Annotated in this window: 13 protein-coding genes; 12 read left to right on the forward strand and 1 reads right to left on the reverse strand. The window is 72.6% G+C overall.

Annotated features, from left to right (window positions below; translation table 11 throughout):
- Positions 1-610 precede the first annotated feature (610 nt).
- Positions 611-1207, reverse strand: a complete 597-nt coding sequence (locus tag ACPXBU_RS33880; RefSeq protein ID WP_425761279.1) for a TetR family transcriptional regulator — start codon at positions 1205-1207, stop codon at positions 611-613.
- A gap of 139 nt (positions 1208-1346) precedes the next feature.
- Between ACPXBU_RS33880 and proS the strand changes: the two genes are divergently transcribed.
- The 12 genes from proS (at position 1347) to trmD (ending at position 15218) form a co-directional block, all read left to right on the forward strand.
- On the forward strand, positions 1347-2753 hold the full coding sequence (proS, locus tag ACPXBU_RS33885) for a proline--tRNA ligase (RefSeq protein ID WP_393372937.1): 1407 nt from the start codon (positions 1347-1349) through the stop codon (positions 2751-2753).
- 1 nt (position 2754) lies between these two features.
- Positions 2755-3411, forward strand: a complete 657-nt coding sequence (locus ACPXBU_RS33890; protein ID WP_425761280.1) for a DUF402 domain-containing protein — start codon at positions 2755-2757, stop codon at positions 3409-3411.
- Positions 3412-3514: 103 nt separating this feature from the next.
- Positions 3515-4087: a hypothetical protein gene (locus ACPXBU_RS33895; RefSeq protein WP_425761281.1), complete on the forward strand. Its 573-nt coding sequence runs from the start codon at positions 3515-3517 to the stop codon at positions 4085-4087.
- Positions 4088-4200: 113 nt separating this feature from the next.
- Positions 4201-8007, forward strand: coding sequence for a PKD domain-containing protein (locus tag ACPXBU_RS33900; RefSeq protein ID WP_425761282.1), 3807 nt, complete (start codon positions 4201-4203; stop codon positions 8005-8007).
- Entirely contained in the window at positions 8000-8236 is a 237-nt protein-coding gene (locus tag ACPXBU_RS33905; protein ID WP_393139936.1) for a hypothetical protein, read from the forward strand. Before ACPXBU_RS33900 ends, ACPXBU_RS33905 begins: the two co-directional genes overlap by 8 nt.
- A gap of 33 nt (positions 8237-8269) precedes the next feature.
- On the forward strand, positions 8270-9859 hold the full coding sequence (locus ACPXBU_RS33910) for a hypothetical protein (protein WP_425761283.1): 1590 nt from the start codon (positions 8270-8272) through the stop codon (positions 9857-9859).
- Positions 9856-10845 carry a polyprenyl synthetase family protein gene (locus ACPXBU_RS33915; protein ID WP_425761284.1) on the forward strand — a complete coding sequence of 330 codons (990 nt, stop codon included), beginning with the start codon at positions 9856-9858 and terminating at the stop codon, positions 10843-10845. The genes ACPXBU_RS33910 and ACPXBU_RS33915 overlap by 4 nt, the downstream gene beginning before the upstream one ends.
- 1 nt (position 10846) lies before the next feature.
- Positions 10847-12934: a geranylgeranyl reductase family protein gene (locus ACPXBU_RS33920; protein ID WP_425761285.1), complete on the forward strand. Its 2088-nt coding sequence runs from the start codon at positions 10847-10849 to the stop codon at positions 12932-12934.
- Between the two features lie 219 nt (positions 12935-13153).
- Positions 13154-13642 carry a 30S ribosomal protein S16 gene (rpsP, locus tag ACPXBU_RS33925; RefSeq protein ID WP_425761286.1) on the forward strand — a complete coding sequence of 163 codons (489 nt, stop codon included), beginning with the start codon at positions 13154-13156 and terminating at the stop codon, positions 13640-13642.
- Positions 13617-13877 (forward strand): RNA-binding protein, encoded by a 261-nt coding sequence (locus ACPXBU_RS33930; protein ID WP_172862164.1) that lies wholly within the window; start codon positions 13617-13619, stop codon positions 13875-13877. The genes rpsP and ACPXBU_RS33930 overlap by 26 nt, the downstream gene beginning before the upstream one ends.
- Positions 13877-14434, forward strand: a complete 558-nt coding sequence (gene rimM, locus ACPXBU_RS33935) for a ribosome maturation factor RimM (RefSeq protein WP_425761287.1) — start codon at positions 13877-13879, stop codon at positions 14432-14434. The genes ACPXBU_RS33930 and rimM overlap by 1 nt, the downstream gene beginning before the upstream one ends.
- A 10-nt stretch (positions 14435-14444) precedes the next feature.
- Entirely contained in the window at positions 14445-15218 is a 774-nt protein-coding gene (gene trmD / locus ACPXBU_RS33940) for a tRNA (guanosine(37)-N1)-methyltransferase TrmD (RefSeq protein ID WP_393372960.1), read from the forward strand.
- The last annotated feature ends 75 nt before the right edge of the window (positions 15219-15293 follow it).

Here is a 15293-nt window from a genome sequence, read left to right on the forward strand (position 1 = left end):
CATGACCCTGGGCTGGGCCACCCCAGGTGAGAAGATGACCCAGCTCCTCGGTGTTGCAACCACCGGTTGAGCCCGCCCCTGGCACACTCAAAGACGAAGATCCCGCCGCAACATCAGGGATGTTGCTGCCTCAGGCGCGCAGCAGGCAGCAACATCCCTGATGTTGCTCGGATCTTGGTGCGGGGTGCGGGGTGCGGGGTGCGGGGTGCGGGAGGTAATGCGGGCGCCCGGCGGGCGTTTGCCCACGGGGCGGGCGCACGGGCGCACCAGCGTGCGGGCACGGGGCCGGCAGGGACGTGCGGGCGCGGGGGCGTGCGGGCACGGGGCGTGCGGGCACGGGGCGTGCGGGCGTCAACGGGGCCGGCACGGGCGTGCGCCAACAGGGCCGGCACGGACGTGCGGGCGCGGCACGGGCGTGCGCCCACGGTGCGGGGCACGGGCGTGCGCCCACGGTGCGGGGCACGGGCGTGCGCCCACGGTGCGGGGCGCGGACGTGCGGGCGCGGCACGGGCGTGCGCCCACGGTGCGGGGCACGGGCGTGCGCCCACGGTGCGGGGCACGGGCACGCGGGCGGGCGGGCGCGCATCGGTCGGTGGGCGGGTGCGCGGGGTCAGGGGGCTGGGCGGGCGGCGGCGCTGAAGAGGGTTACGGCGAGGTCGGCGAGAGCCGTGGCGGTCTGCTCGATCGGTTCGCGGGGGAGCACGATGTGACTGACCACCAGGCGGACGATGGTGTCGGCGGCGAAGGCCAGCGCGGCCCGGTCCGCTCCGGGCAGGTGGTCGCCGGCCCAGTCGACAAGCGCGCCGGACGCCGCGGTGAGCACCATCTCGGCCCGGGTGGTGAGGTACGGCAGTAGCTCGTCCGAGCCGCCTCGGGCGCTTGTCAGGATGGCCTTGACCAGGGGGTTTTCCGCCGCCGTGGTGAGGGTGTGCGCGATGGCCGCGTACGCGCCGGCCCGTACGTCGGTGTCGTGGGCGAGCAGGGCGGTCCGGACGGCGCCGACGAAGCGGTCCACCTCGGCGCGGGCGAGCGCCTCGGCCAGCCCTGCCTTGCTGCCGAACTCGTTGTACACGGTCTGCCGGCTCACCCCGGCGGCGTCGGCGACGGTACCCATCCGGACGCCGTCCCATCCGGTCGCGACGGTGAGCGCGCGGGCGGCGTCGACGATGCCGGTCCGTACCGGGGTGGGGTCCCTCTGCTCAATCATTCTGGTCGAAGTGTAGGTCGGCTCGGTGCGCCTCGATCTCGGCTCCGCGGGGCGGATTGAGCAAGGTCGTGACGGCAGATGCGGACGATGCCGCGCCCGAGCGCACTGCCCTGACGAGCGGCGCATAGGATGTGCGGTCATGGCACGCGTGCTCACTCCCCGTGCGGAGGATTTCCCCCGCTGGTACCAGGACCTGATCGCCAAGGCGAAGCTGGCCGACAACGGCCCGGTTCGCGGCACCATGGTCATCCGACCGGCCGGCTACGCCATCTGGGAGCGTATGCAGGCCGAGATGGACGCCCGGATCAAGGCGGCGGGTGCGGAGAACGCGTACTTCCCGCTCTTCATCCCGGAGAGCTACCTCAAGCGGGAGGCCCAGCACGTCGAGGGCTTCTCGCCGGAGCTGGCGGTCGTCACGCACGGTGGCGGCAAGCCCCTCGCCGAGCCGGTGGTGGTACGTCCCACCAGCGAGACGGTGATCGGCGAGTTCATGGCCAAGTGGATCGACTCGTACCGGGACCTGCCCCTGCTGCTCAACCAGTGGGCGAACGTGGTCCGGTGGGAGCTGCGCCCGCGGATCTTCCTGCGTACCAGCGAGTTCCTCTGGCAGGAGGGGCACACCGCGCACGCCACCCGCGAGGACGCCCGGGCGTACGCGCGGCGGATCCTGCACGAGGCGTACGAGGACCTGATGGTCAACGTGATCGGCATCCCGGTCGTGGTGGGCCTGAAGACGACGCGGGAGCGGTTCGCCGGCGCGACGGCCACGTACACCTGCGAAGGCATGATGGGTGACGGCAAGGCCCTCCAGCTGGGCACCAGCCACGAGCTGGGCCAGAACTTCGCCAAGGCGTTCGACATCAGCTACTCCTCGAAGGAGGGCGGCCGGGAGCACGCCTGGACCACCTCCTGGGGCACGTCGACCCGGATGCTCGGCGGCCTGATCATGGCGCACGGCGACGACAACGGTCTGCGCGTGCCGCCGAGGCTGGCGCCGATCCAGGCGTACGTCATGGTCGTCAAGGACGGCGACGGTGTGGGCGAGGCGGCGGCCAAGCTGCGCGACGGCCTGCGCGACGCCGGTGTCCGGGTGGCGCTCGACGACCGCACCGACACCCCGTTCGGCCGCCGGGCCGTCGACGCCGAGCTGCGTGGTTATCCGGTACGCGTCGAGGTCGGCCCGCGTGATCTGGCCGTCGGCAACGCGACCGTGGTGCGCCGGACCGACGGGTCGAAGACCCCGACGCCGGTGGCGGACGTGGTCGCCGCGGTGCTGGCCGCGCTGGAGACCGACCAGCAGGTGCTGCACGACCAGGCTCTGGCCAACCGCGAGTCGCGCACGGTGGAGGTGGCGACCCTGGCCGAGGCGATCGAGGCCGCCGCGGCCGGCTGGGCCCGGGTGCCGTGGTCGGCGGTCGGCGTGGCCGGCGAGGCCGAGGCGAACGGGCAGGGCGTCACGGTGCGGTGCCTGCTGCGCGCCGACGGCTCGGTGCCGGACTCGGAGGACGAGCCCGACCTGGTCGCCATCCTCGCCCGCGCCTACTGAGGTGCTCGTCGGCCGGTTCCAGCCGGGTCGGCTGATCCTGCATCGCAACGTGCGGCACGGCCGGCTCGGCTGGGTCCGGCCGGGCCGCGTGGTCAGCGACGACGAGCGCGGTCTGCTGGTGTGGATCGCCCGGGACTCGCCGGTGGCCCACGAGGTGACCGAGGCCGGGCTCACCATGCGCGCGGTGCCGTTCGCCCAGTGGGTCGCCTCGGACTACCGGATGGCGCACGGGCGCTGGAACGGGCCACCGCTGCTGAAGTTCCTGCCCACCGGGGCGGCGCACTCCGTCTGGTGGTTCCGCGACGCGCAGGGCCGGTTCACCCACTGGTACGTCAACCTGGAGGAGCCCGGTGTCCGCTGGGACGACGGCCCGGTGGCCGGTGTCGACGTGGTGGACCAGGATCTCGACGTGGTGGTGCGCCCGGACCTCGGCTGGGACTGGAAGGACGAGGACGAGTTCGTCGAGCGGCTCGCCTTCGGCGCCGACTACTGGGTGACCGACGAGAAGGCGGTCCGCGCCGAGGGGGAGCGGGTGATCGCGATCGCCGAGGCCGGTGAGTTCCCGTTCGACGGCACCTGGTGCGACTTCACCCCGCCCGCGGAATGGGACGTACCGGCGGTGCTGCCGGACGGCTGGGACCGTCCACCAGTCCGCTGACCTGCGTCGATTACTCTGTGTCATCCTGCGGACATAGAGTGTGGTGGGAGCGGTGTGGCGGCCTAGGGTTCAGGCAACGACACCACCAGTGGTGGGAGGCCCGATGGCCGACCAGATCAACACCTTCTCCGACCTCCAGGCTCGCGCCGGCGTGATCCTCGCCCGGCTGAATGCCGACCCCGCCGTCGCGATCGCGGCAGCCACGAATCCGCTGCTGGCCGTCGAGCACCTCGGCTACCAGTTCAACCCCGACACCCGTACCGGCATCGGTGACCGCATCCGGCTGGGACCCACGGCCGCCGACAAACTCGCCGACCTGCGTACGACGATCGCCCGGCTTGTCGATCGCCAGGTCGACCCCGACGACGGCCCTGCGGTCCGCCGGCTCCTGACCGACCTGGGCGTGCTCCCGTGCTCCGACGGCGATGAACCGGACACCGACCCGCCGCGCTGGCAGCCCGGCGGCGCCGGTGCCGACCCGCTGGAACCGCTCCGGGACCGGCACCCGGTGCTGGGCCCGCTGCTGGAGTACCGGCGGATTTCCGCCCGCCGGCCGAGGTTCGCGCCCCCGCGCGCCTTCGCCGCGATTCTCAGCGGTGCGGTGACCACGCCGTTGACGGCCGTGAGTGGCCGGCTCCAGTCGCCGGACCCGGCACCCGACACCCACCCCCGCTGACCAAACGGGCTGCCCATCGCGGCGACGGGGCCCAGGCAACTCCTGACGTCCGGCCCGGCATCCGGCCGTCCACACTCTCCGGCCTCCACCACACCGGCCCCGAAGGGGGACCAATGGCCGACACCCATGGCTTCGAGGTCGTCGTCGAGGCGACTTCGCCCGTTCTCCGCAAGGCGCTGCAGGGCGCCTGGAAGTCCGCCGAGTGCGGCGACACGAGCACCGACGAGGGACGCATCCCGCAATTCCTGCCGGTCCCGGCCGGCCTCGGGATCGGCGGTTTCACCACGGCCGGCGGCCAGGTGGAGATCCCCCGCGACCAACTCGACGCCACCCCACGACCCGACATCGACGGCTGTGAACTCACCTTCGGCCTGGTCATCCAGGTGACCGTCGCCGACCCGCCGGTGCCGTCCGCGCAACTGCTGGATCTCACCGCCATCGCGCACGCCGCCGTGCCGATCGGGGTGCTGCCCGACTCGAAGAACGTGGGGCTGCGCTTCGACGGCCTGCCCCGCAGCGCGGTCACCGCCACCCTGACCAGCGGCGACCCTCTCGCCCCGAAGCTCGTTCAGATCCTCGGCGAATACATCCACTTCGCCTACGAGAACGGTGGCCTCGGGGGCGTGCTGCATCCCGGTATCCCGGCGATCCCGCACGAGCAGGACGACACCGGGGTGGTGCTGGGCCTCGGCGTCGGCAGTTACACCCTCGACACCCACCTGGAGATCTACGACGACCAGGCCGACCCCGCCCACCGGATCGACGTCAGTCGGCCCGATCCGACGCACGTCCTCATCAGCATGCCGATCTACCTGCGGATGTTCCACATCGTGGGCAGTGGCGCGGCGCCCTCGCTGGCCGACCCGATGGCTGTGGAAACCCGGCTCGCCATCACCGTGCCGTTGGAGACCCCACCGGGCGCGTACACGTTGCGCTTCGACACCGCGACAGTGGCGGCGGGGCCGATCAGCCCGGCGCCCGGCATCGAGGGCACCCACTTCACCACCAACAACGCCACCCTCTTCGGTTTCCTCGACAACGCGCTGCAGGCCCAGCTCAACCAGCAGGGGGCAACGCTTGTGCACGGCTTCGGGTCACAGAGCATCGTGGTGCCCACGGTGGCGCAGATCGAGACGGCCATCGGTGACCTGCTCTTCGACGACCTGACCGGGCGGGGCTTCCTCGCCCTGTGGACGCCGGAGGTCGGTGGCGATGTGTTCGAGGCCGACAACGTCGCCAGCCGGGTCTTCGCCGACCTCCTGGTGATCGCGATCAACGCCGGCGAGGGCGCCGACATCGGGGCGGTGACGAACGTCGTACCGGCCGGGCGGGACTTCGCCATCCTGCTCGACGGGACGATCGTGCAGCAGAACATCGACTCCGCCCGGGTCAGCAACGGTTGGGCGGACAGCGACCTGCCGCGCCGCGTCGACCAGGGCGACGACAAGGCGGACGTCCGGGAGTTGGACGTCGAACTCCGCGACGGGTCGATCCGGATGACCGGGGAGTTGACGGTCATCGACGCGATCCTCGGCAGCATCGACGTCGACGCCAGCTTCCGGGCCGACGTGGGCCTGCACTGGACCCCGAACGGCGATCTCAACTCCGACGGCGTCCAGCGGATGGACAACCACCTGATCGGCGACCCGGACGTCGACCCCGAGGAGTCGGTCCTGTTCTGGGTCATCGCCATCATCCTGGCGATCATCAGCTTCGGCGCCGGGAGCATCCTGATCGGGATCATCATCATCGTGGTCGCCGCGGTGATCACGGCCGTGGTCAACAACATCGGCGGGTCGCGCCTTGTCGACCCGATCACCGGAGCGGTCAGCGGCATCACCGGCTGGCCGCCCGAGCTGGCCCGGATCGGGCGGGTCAGGGCCGTCTTCTTCGACCCGGTCGTGATCAACGCCGACGGGCTCGTCCTCGCCGGTGACCTGGAGGTGCTCAGCCCCTGTGAGAGCACCGAGGTGCTCGCCGCCCGCAGCAGCGGACCGTACACCGGGACGGCCCAGTCGGCCCTGCTGCTGGCCGCCGGGCACACCAGCGCCGCGGCCGGCTACACCTGGCTGACCGGCGACGGCGCGCTGCCGGCCGCCACCGCGGACGTCAACCACGTCTACGCCGCCAGCGGCACCTACCTGGCGGCGCACTCGTTGACGATCAACCAGCCCGGCGGCGCCACCAGCCGCCACTTCGCGTTGGTGTACGTCGCCAACGTGCCGCCCACCGTCGACGCCGGCCCGGACCTGACCGTCGACGAGGGTGAGATGGTCACCCTCGTCGGCCGTTTCAGCGACGTCGAGTACGTCGACACCCACGAGACCACCTGGAACTTCGGCGACGCCCAACCCACCGAGCCGGGCACGGTCGTGGAGACCAACACCCCGCCGTGGGCCGAGGGCACCAGCACCGTCCAGCACGCCTGGTGCGACAACGGTGTGTACGAGGTGACCCTGCGAGTCCGGGACCAGAACGGTGGGATGGCGACCGACACCCGGACCGTGACGGTGCGCAACGTCCCGCCCGTGGTCGACGCCGGCCCCGATCTGTTCACCTATCCCTGCACGGTCCTCACCCTCAGCGCCGCGTTCACCGATCCCGGTTGGTGCGACACGCACACCGCCGTCTGGGATTTCGGCGACTGCACCCCGCCGCTGCCGGCCGTGGTCACCGAGACGCACGAGCCGCCGGCCGGCCGGGGGACCGCCGTGGTGTCCCACCGTTACCCGGACTGCGGCACGTTCCTGGCCCGGTGCACGGTGACCGACGACGACGGTGGGACCGGGATCGACGAGCTGGTGGTTCGTGCCGTCGACGTGGTCAACAGGCACTTCGAGGACGGGTTCGCCCAGCGCACCACCGGACAGGTCGCCAACGGCTGGGAGCCGTACGTGCTGGCCGGCTCGGCGGCCGGCGGCACCGGCCAGCACGCCGCGAGCAACTTCGTGGTGCACGGTGGCCGCCGTTCCCAGGGGCTCGTGCCCGGCCCACGGCAGCGGGTCGGCGTCCGGCAGCAGATCGGGGCAAATCCCGGCTGGGCCTACCAGCTCACCGCCTGGTACGACCTCGACCAGGCCGACCCCTCGACCGCGCGGCTCGGCGTCGACCCCACCGGCGGCACCGATCCGACCTCCGCCGCCGTCGTCTGGAGCGACGGCACGAGCGCCCAGCGGTGGAGCCCGCTGACGGTACGCGTCGCCGCCCAGGCCGTCGCGGTGACCGTCTTCCTGGAGGCCGCTGCCGACGGGGCCGAACCCCGAAGGGACGGCGGACGGGTGTGGTTCGACGACGTGGACCTGTTGGCCGCGCAGCCGTACTGCCCCACGGAGCCCCCGCCGCCACGGCCGCGCGACTGCCTCGACTTCGCCGACCGTCAGCCCGGTACCCAGTACCCGGCGGAGTGGCCGGACGGCGAGTTCCTCATCCGTTCCCTGGACGGCGCCGGCCGGGTGGTCGTCGCGGTCGGCCCGCCCACCGGCGGCGCGGCCCTCCAACTCGGCGCCGGCGTCCGGGTCGCACTGCCCCACCCGGCGGACCGGGTCGTCGTCACCCTGGCCAACCAGGGCGGCAAACCGGTCGAGCTGACCGCGTTCGACGACGACGGTACGCAGCTCGACCGCGTCGACGTGCCGGCGAACTCACCACCGGGCCTGGCGACGGTGACTCTCACCGGTCCCGGCATCGTCTCCGTCCGGATCGTCGGTCGGTCGGCGGAAGGGCTGCTGGTCCGGCTCTGCGCCGAGTACGCCGACGACAGCGGGCCCGACGACAGCGGGCCGGACGACAGCGGGCCGGACGACAGCGGGTCCGGTGACGAACATGGCGACCCCACGTCGCACCCGGTTCCGATCGACCCCGGTGCCACCGGTCCGACGCGCCGGACCGACCCGCCGATTCGTGGCGGCTGCTGTGGCTGAACCCGACTCGCTCGACGCCGTCCGTGCCGTGCTGGCCGCGCACCGGGCCGACCTCACCAGGCGGTTCGCCGCCGTCGGCACCGGCATCGGCCGGCCCGACCCGTCCGGCCCGTACGTCATCACCGTCTACGTCACCGATCCCGTGTTGGTGGCCCTCACCAGCGAGCGCGTCGACGGTGTCGCGCTGCGCTTCGTGCTCACCGGGCCGTTCGAGGCCCGCCGAACCTGATCCATCACCTTGTTGCACCGGCAGGAGGCGGCCATGTCCAATCCGAACGACAGCTACGTCAAGGCCCGTGCGTTGGCTCGGGCGGCCCGGCAGGGACCACTTGCCGGGTTGCTCGGCGACCCGAACGTCAGCGGGCTCGCCTACGGGCGGCGGGAGGTCAGCGGGCGCCGCACGGACGAGCCGGCCCTGGTCGTGTACGTGGTGCGCAAGGTGCCGAGGCAGTTCCTCCCCACCACCCGGCTGCTGCCGCGGAGGGTCTACTTCGGACCGGACTTCGTCGAGGTCGACGTGGTGGAGACCGGCCCGTTCTTCGCCCAGGAGTTCACCGCCCGGGAACGTCCGGCGCCCAACGGGGTGAGCATCGCGCACATCGACGTCACGGCCGGCACGCTCGGCGCGCTGGTCACCGACAACACCGACGGTTCGCTCTGCGTCCTGAGCAACAACCACGTGCTGGCGAATTCCAACGCCGGGGCGATCGGCGACGCGATCGTGCAGCCCGGCGCGTACGACGGTGGCACCGCGCCGGCCGACACCATCGCCACGCTCAAGCGGTTCGTGATGATCAACCCGGCCGGCAACCGGGTGGACTGCGCGATCGGCCAGGTCTCCCAGCCCAACGACGTGATCGACCAGGTCAAGGACAACATCTACCCGGTGGCCAACGGCAACCATCCGGCGATCGGTCTGCTCTTCGCCGGCTCGTGCAACCGGACCCTGATCAACCCCATCGACGAGGTGCTGCGCCAACTCGACGTGACGTTCCTGAGCGGCGCGGGCGCCATCGCCGGCGTCGACATCGGCAGCAACGTGGAGAAGGTCGGCCGCACCACGGAGTACACCACCTCCACGGTGACCGAGCTGGATGTCAGCGCGAGCATCGACTACGGTCCCGGCGTCGGCGTGGCCACCTTCGAGGGCCAGATCGCCACCGCCCACCTGTCCGAGGGTGGCGACTCCGGGTCGGTGGTCTACCTGGGCGGCGAGGGTGGCAACGAGAGCGCCTGCGGTTGCGCCTCCAGCAGCACCGCCCGCCGGGTCCTGGACCGGGACGTCGACCTCGACGTGGCGGTCGAGAAGGAGTTCCGGCAGCGCTACCTGCAGCAGACCAGGGTCGGCCGGTTCGCTGTCGACACCTACTTCGCCAACGAGGACGGGCTGGTGGCCCGGGTCCGGGCGACGAAGCTCTCCGACGCCGACCGGCGGCACCTGCAGAAGCTCTACGACACCTACGCCGAGACGGCCCGTGCGGCACTGCTCCAGCCGCAGCGTTCCGAGGCGACGCTCACCACCGAGCACCTCGACGAGGCCCGCAAGACGCTGCGCCGCTTCGCGGACCGGTTGACCGCCGAGGAGATCTCCGCCGCCGAGGAGGTGCTGGCGCTGGCGAACGAGGCTGTCGGTCGTACCCCGGTGGAGATTCTGCGGATGCTCGACGACGAGCAGCTGCTGCACAAGGCGCAGGAGTTGGTCGAGCGGGTGCCCACCCTGTGTGCTCCCGGCAGTGGGCGGCGCGGCGACGGTGGCTGTGGCTGCGGTGGCGGTGGGAGCGGCGGTGACGCCGCCCAGCCGGCTGCCGAGAAACCCACCAAGCCGAAGCCCAAGCCCAAGCGGAAGCGGTGACGGTGAGCAACGCCACCGACCCGGACTGGCTGGCCAGCGCCCGTGCCCGGGAGGCGCTGGCCGGCCTGGACCGGCGGATGCGGGAGGCCGTCGCCGCGTCCGACCCGGTGCTGTGGGCGATGGCGACGGCACTGCAACGCCGAGGCGGCAAGCGGATCCGTCCCGCGCTGCTGCTGGTCGCGGCCGAATTCGGCACCGTCCGACCGGCACACCTGCTCGACGCCGCCGCGGCGTTGGAGTTGCTGCACCTCGCCTCGCTCTACCACGACGACGTGATGGACCGGGCCGTCACCCGGCGGCACGGCCCCAGCGTCAACGCCGAATGGGGCGAGCCGGCGGCCGTGGTCGCCGGGACCTTCCTGGTCGCCCGGGCCATCGCCCTGCTCGCCGTCTTCGACGACCGGTACGGCCGGGAGGCGGCCGCCGCGCTTGTCGCGCTCTGCACGGGCCAGCTCCGCGAGACGGAGAACGCGTTCTACACCGGCCTGACCGAGGCCGAGCACCTGGAGATCGTCGCTGGCAAGACGGCGACCCTGTTCGAGTTGCCCTGCCGGTTGGGCGCGCTGCTCGCCGGGGCGCCGCCGGCGACCGTCGAGGCGCTGGCCGGGTACGGCCACGACCTCGGAGTCGCCTTCCAGCTCACCGACGACGCGCTCGACGTGCGCGGCAGCTACGCGGCTCTCGGCAAGCGGCCGCTGACGGACGTCCGGGAAGGGGTCTACACCATGTCGGTACTGCGGTTGCTGGCCCGCGACACACCGGCGGCCGGCCGGGTGCGCGACCTCCTGGCGGTACGCGAGCCCACCCCGGCCGAGCTGGCCGAGGTGGCGGAGCTGGTGGTCGCCTCGGGCGTGGTGGACGAGGTCCTCGCCGAGGCCCGGAGCAGGGCCGCACAGGCCGCCCGGCGGCTGGATTCGCTACCGCCCGGCCCGGCCCGGGACTCGCTGGTCCGGCTCGCCGACTTCGCCGTCAGTCGGGCGGGCTGAGGTGGTCACGCCGGCCCCGACGCTGGTTCCGGACCGGCTCGACGGCTTCGACGCGGTGGTGGTGGGCGCCGGGCCGGGCGGTGCGGCCGCGGCGTACCGGCTGGCGGTCCTGGGCCGCCGGGTTCTGCTGATCGACAGGCGCGAGTTCCCCCGCGACAAGTGCTGCGGCGACGGCCTGACCCGCAGCGCCGTGCGTCTGCTCGCCGAGATGGGGGTGCTCGACGAGCTGACGGGTGCCCAGCGGGTGGGCGGGGTGCGGATCCGGATGCGTGGGCGAGGCAGTCGCGACTTCCACTACGAGGAGCCCGACGGCACCGGGTACGGCATGGTGGTGCCCCGGCTGGAGCTGGACGCGGTGCTGTGCCGGCGGGCGGTGCGTGCTGGCGCGGTGCTCTGGACCGGAGCCCGCGCCACCCGACTGCTGGGCGGTGCCGCCGGGGTCCACGGTGTGCAGGTCGAGTACGAGGGCCGCCGGTTCGCGCTGCGCACCCCGGCTGTGGTCGCCGCGGACGGGGCCTCCTCGCGGCTCGCTCACCAGGCCGGGTTGCGGAGTCCGGACCGGGAGTGGACCGGGTTCGCCGCCCGGGGCTACTTCACCGAGGTGGCCGGCCTCGACGAGCTGCTGGAGATCCACCTCCCGCTGGCGGACGTCACGGACCGGCGGGTGCTGCCCTCCTACGGCTGGGTGTTTCCGGTCGGCGACGGGACGGCGAACGTCGGCGTGGGCCTCTTCGACCCGACCCACCGGGAGAACGTGCGGTTGCTGTACGAGCGTTTCGTCGCCGAGCTGGCAACGACCGACCACCGGTTCCGGGCGGCCCGTCCGGTCGGACCGATGACCGGGGCGCCGCTGCGGCTGGACTTCGACCCGTCCCGGTGCGGTGTGCCGGGGTTGCTGCTGGTCGGCGACGCGGCGGGTCTGGTCAGCCCGTTCACCGGTGAGGGCATCAGCTTCGCCCTGGAGTCGGGCCTGCTCGCCGCGGACCGGATCGACACGGCGCTTCGTCGCGCCGGGGCGGGACCTGTGGATCCCGCTCCGTACGCCCGGCAGTTGGCCGCCCGGCAGTCCGGCTATTTCGAGACCGGCCGGTACTCGGTGCGCCGGTACCTGCTCGCCTGGCGGGTGCTCGACGCCACCTTCGACGACGACCGCCCGCTCTTCGCCCTCTGCCGCCGGCTGGCGCTCTTCCCGGACGGGGCGCGGGCCGGTGTCCTGCTGGACCCGCTGCCCCAGCCAACTCCGGAACTCGCCCGCGACCTGCGGCGCGATCTGCTGGCGGTGGGCGAACTGCTGGCCGGTTGTGTGCGGGAGGACTGGCCGATGTTCGTCCGGCTCGCCGGGGTGGACGAGGACCTGTCGACCCTCTCGCTGCGTCCGGCGGTGCTGCTGCTTGTCGCCGCGGCGGTCGGGGGCCGGGAACACCCGCTGCGGCACGCCCTCGCCGCGGCGGTGGACCTGGGTCTGCTCGCCGGCTTGGCGGTGGACAGCGCCCGGGAGGAGGCCCGGTCGACCGGGCCTCGGCCGACGCCGTGGGGCAACCGGTTCGCGGTGCTGGTCGCGGACTTCCTGCTGGCCCGGGCGTACGAGTTCGCCGCGCAGGGCGGTGGCCCGGTCGTCGCCGAGTTCGCCGAGGCACTGACGGTGGCCTGTGAGGGTCGGGCTCTGGAACTGCGTGACGACCCGTCGCCCGGCGGGGGCGCCGGTGGTGCCGTCCTGGCCGGGCGGGCCGCCATCGCTTTCGAGTTGCCGTGTCGGCTCGGCGGTCGGCTCGGCGGCGCCCGGGTTCCGGTGGTGGACGCGTTGGCCGCGTACGGTCGCGAGATCGGCGCGGCCCATACCCTCGGCGAGCAGCTTCGGGACCTGGTCGGGGCGTCCCGGTGGGGTGGGTCGGCACAGCCTGGGGCGGCTACCCACGACGACCCTCGGGTGGCCGGGTTGCTCGGCCTGGTGGCCGAGCATGCCCAACGGGCGCGCGAGGCGCTGCGGTTGGTGCCTGCCGGCCCGGCCCGCGAGCTGCTGGCTCGGCTGGCCACCCCCGGGCTGCCGGGTGCCGTGGACCCCGACGGCAGAGTGATGTCGGTCACGTAGTGGCGTTCGATGGGCACGTCTGGGGCTCCGGTGCGAGTGATCGGCGGCCGATCTGGCAGAATGGGTCGCTGGTATCCGGCGCGCGTCCGGCGCCCTCTAACCCGGGCACGTCGCTAGTCCACCGAGTAGTCTCCGGCCCAACCCCACGGGTCCGGTCGGCGCTCACCCATGCACACCGCCCACACGGGCCGGTGAGATCGCAACAGGAGCGAAACAACTGTGGCCGTAAAGATCCGGCTCCTGCGGATGGGCAAGATCCGCAACCCGCAGTACCGCATCGTCATCGCTGACTCGCGCACCAAGCGTGACGGTCGGGCGATCGAGTTCGTCGGGATTTACCAGCCCAAGGAAGACCCCTCGATCATCGAGGTCAAGTCGGAGCGGGTCCAGTACTGGCTGTCCGTCGGCGCTCAGCCGAGCGAGGCGGTGCAGCGTCTGCTGGAGCTGACCGGTGACTGGCAGAAGTACAAGGGCCTGCCGGCCCCGCCGCCGCTGCTCGTCGCCCCCGAGCGGGCCGACCGCAAGGCCGCGTACGAGGTTGAGGCGAAGGCCGCCGCCGGGCTGGCCCCGGAGACCCCGGCCAAGCCGGCCAAGAAGGCCGCCAAGGCTGCCGAGGCCCCGAAGACCGAGGCTGCGGCCGAGGCGCCGAAGACCGAGGCCCCGGCCGAGGCTCCCGCCGCCACTGCCGACGCCGGTGAGCAGGCCTGACATGCCTCTGCGTCCGGCGTTGGAGCACCTGGTCAAGGGCATCGTCGACCACCCGGACGACGTCCGGGTGCGGATGGTCGATTCCCGTCGGGGCAAGCGGCTCGAAGTCCGCGTGCACCCCGAGGACCTCGGCACGGTGATCGGGCGGTCCGGTCGGACCGCCAAGGCGCTGCGCCAGGTGATCGGCTCCATCGGCGGGCGCGGGGTACGCGTCGACATCGTCGACTCGTACTGATGCAGCTCGTCATCGGAAGGATCGGCAAGCCGCACGGCGTCCGCGGTGAGGTCACCGTGGAAGTGCGGACCGACGAGCCTGAAGCACGGTTCGTCCCGGGTTCGGTGCTGCGCACCGAGCCCGGGGCGGTTCCGCCGCCCGCGCCGGCGACCGGTCCGGGCGTGCCGTTCCGCGTTCCGGCGGAGCTGACCATCGAGGAAGCCCGCTTCCACCAGGGTCGGGTGCTCATCGCGTTCGAGGGCATCCCGGACCGCAACACCGCCGAGGCGCTGCGCGGGACGCTGCTCGTGGTGGACAGCGCCGACGTGGACCCGCCGGACGACCCGGAGGAGTTCCACGACCACCAGCTGGTCGGGTTGGCCGTGGTGAACCCGGCCGGCGAACCGCTGGGCGAGGTCGTCCGCATCGACCACGCGCCCTCCTCGGACCTGCTGGTGCTGCGACGCCCCGAGGGGCGTACCGCGTTGATCCCGTTCGTCCGGGCGATCGTTCCGGAGGTCGACCTGGCCGGTGGACGTGTGATCGTCGACCCGCCGGCCGGACTGCTCGATCTTTAGGACCACCTCCATGCGCGTCGACGTCGTGTCGATCTTTCCGGAGTACTTCGCCCCGCTGGACCTGTCGCTGATCGGGCGGGCGCGGGCCAACGGCGTACTCCAGCTCGCCGTGCACGACCTGCGGACCTGGACCCACGACGTGCACCGCACTGTCGACGACACCCCCTACGGCGGTGGACCGGGGATGGTGATGCGTCCGGAGCCGTGGGGGGAGGCGCTGGACGCGCTCGCGCCGGCCGAGGCCCCGCCGCCCCGGCTGCTGGTGCCGTCGCCGGCCGGCGCCCCGTTCACGCAGGCCATGGCGTACGAACTGGCGGCCGAGTCGCACCTGCTCTTCGCCTGCGGCCGGTACGAGGGGATCGACCAGCGGGTGTTGGCGCACGCCGCCACCCGGATGCCGGTCACCGAGGTGTCGCTCGGTGACTACGTGCTCTTCGGCGGCGAGGTCGCGGTCCTGGTGATGCTGGAGGCGGTGACCCGGCTGCTGCCGGGGGTGCTGGGCAACGCGGGCTCGCTGGACGAGGAGTCGCACGCGCACGGGCTGCTGGAGGCGCCGATCTACACCAAGCCGCCGAGTTGGCGCGGGCACGACGTGCCGGAGGTGCTCCGCTCCGGTGATCACGGCAAGATCGCCCGCTGGCGGCGCGAGGAGGGTCTGCTGCGAACCGCGGCCCGCCGCCCGGATCTGCTCGCCGCGCTGCCCGGAGATCGGCTCGACAAACGGGACATCGCGGCCCTGGACCGGGCCGGATTTCAGCTGCCACCGGGGGATGTGGCAAAGTAGGGGGGTTGCCGCATCCGTCCGCGCCCGCGGGCGGCTGCGAGGATCACCGACCGGGGTCGGTCCGCCGACCACCAC

It is taken from the genome of Micromonospora sp. DT231 (genome assembly GCF_049847025.1).
GTDB lineage: Bacteria > Actinomycetota > Actinomycetes > Mycobacteriales > Micromonosporaceae > Micromonospora.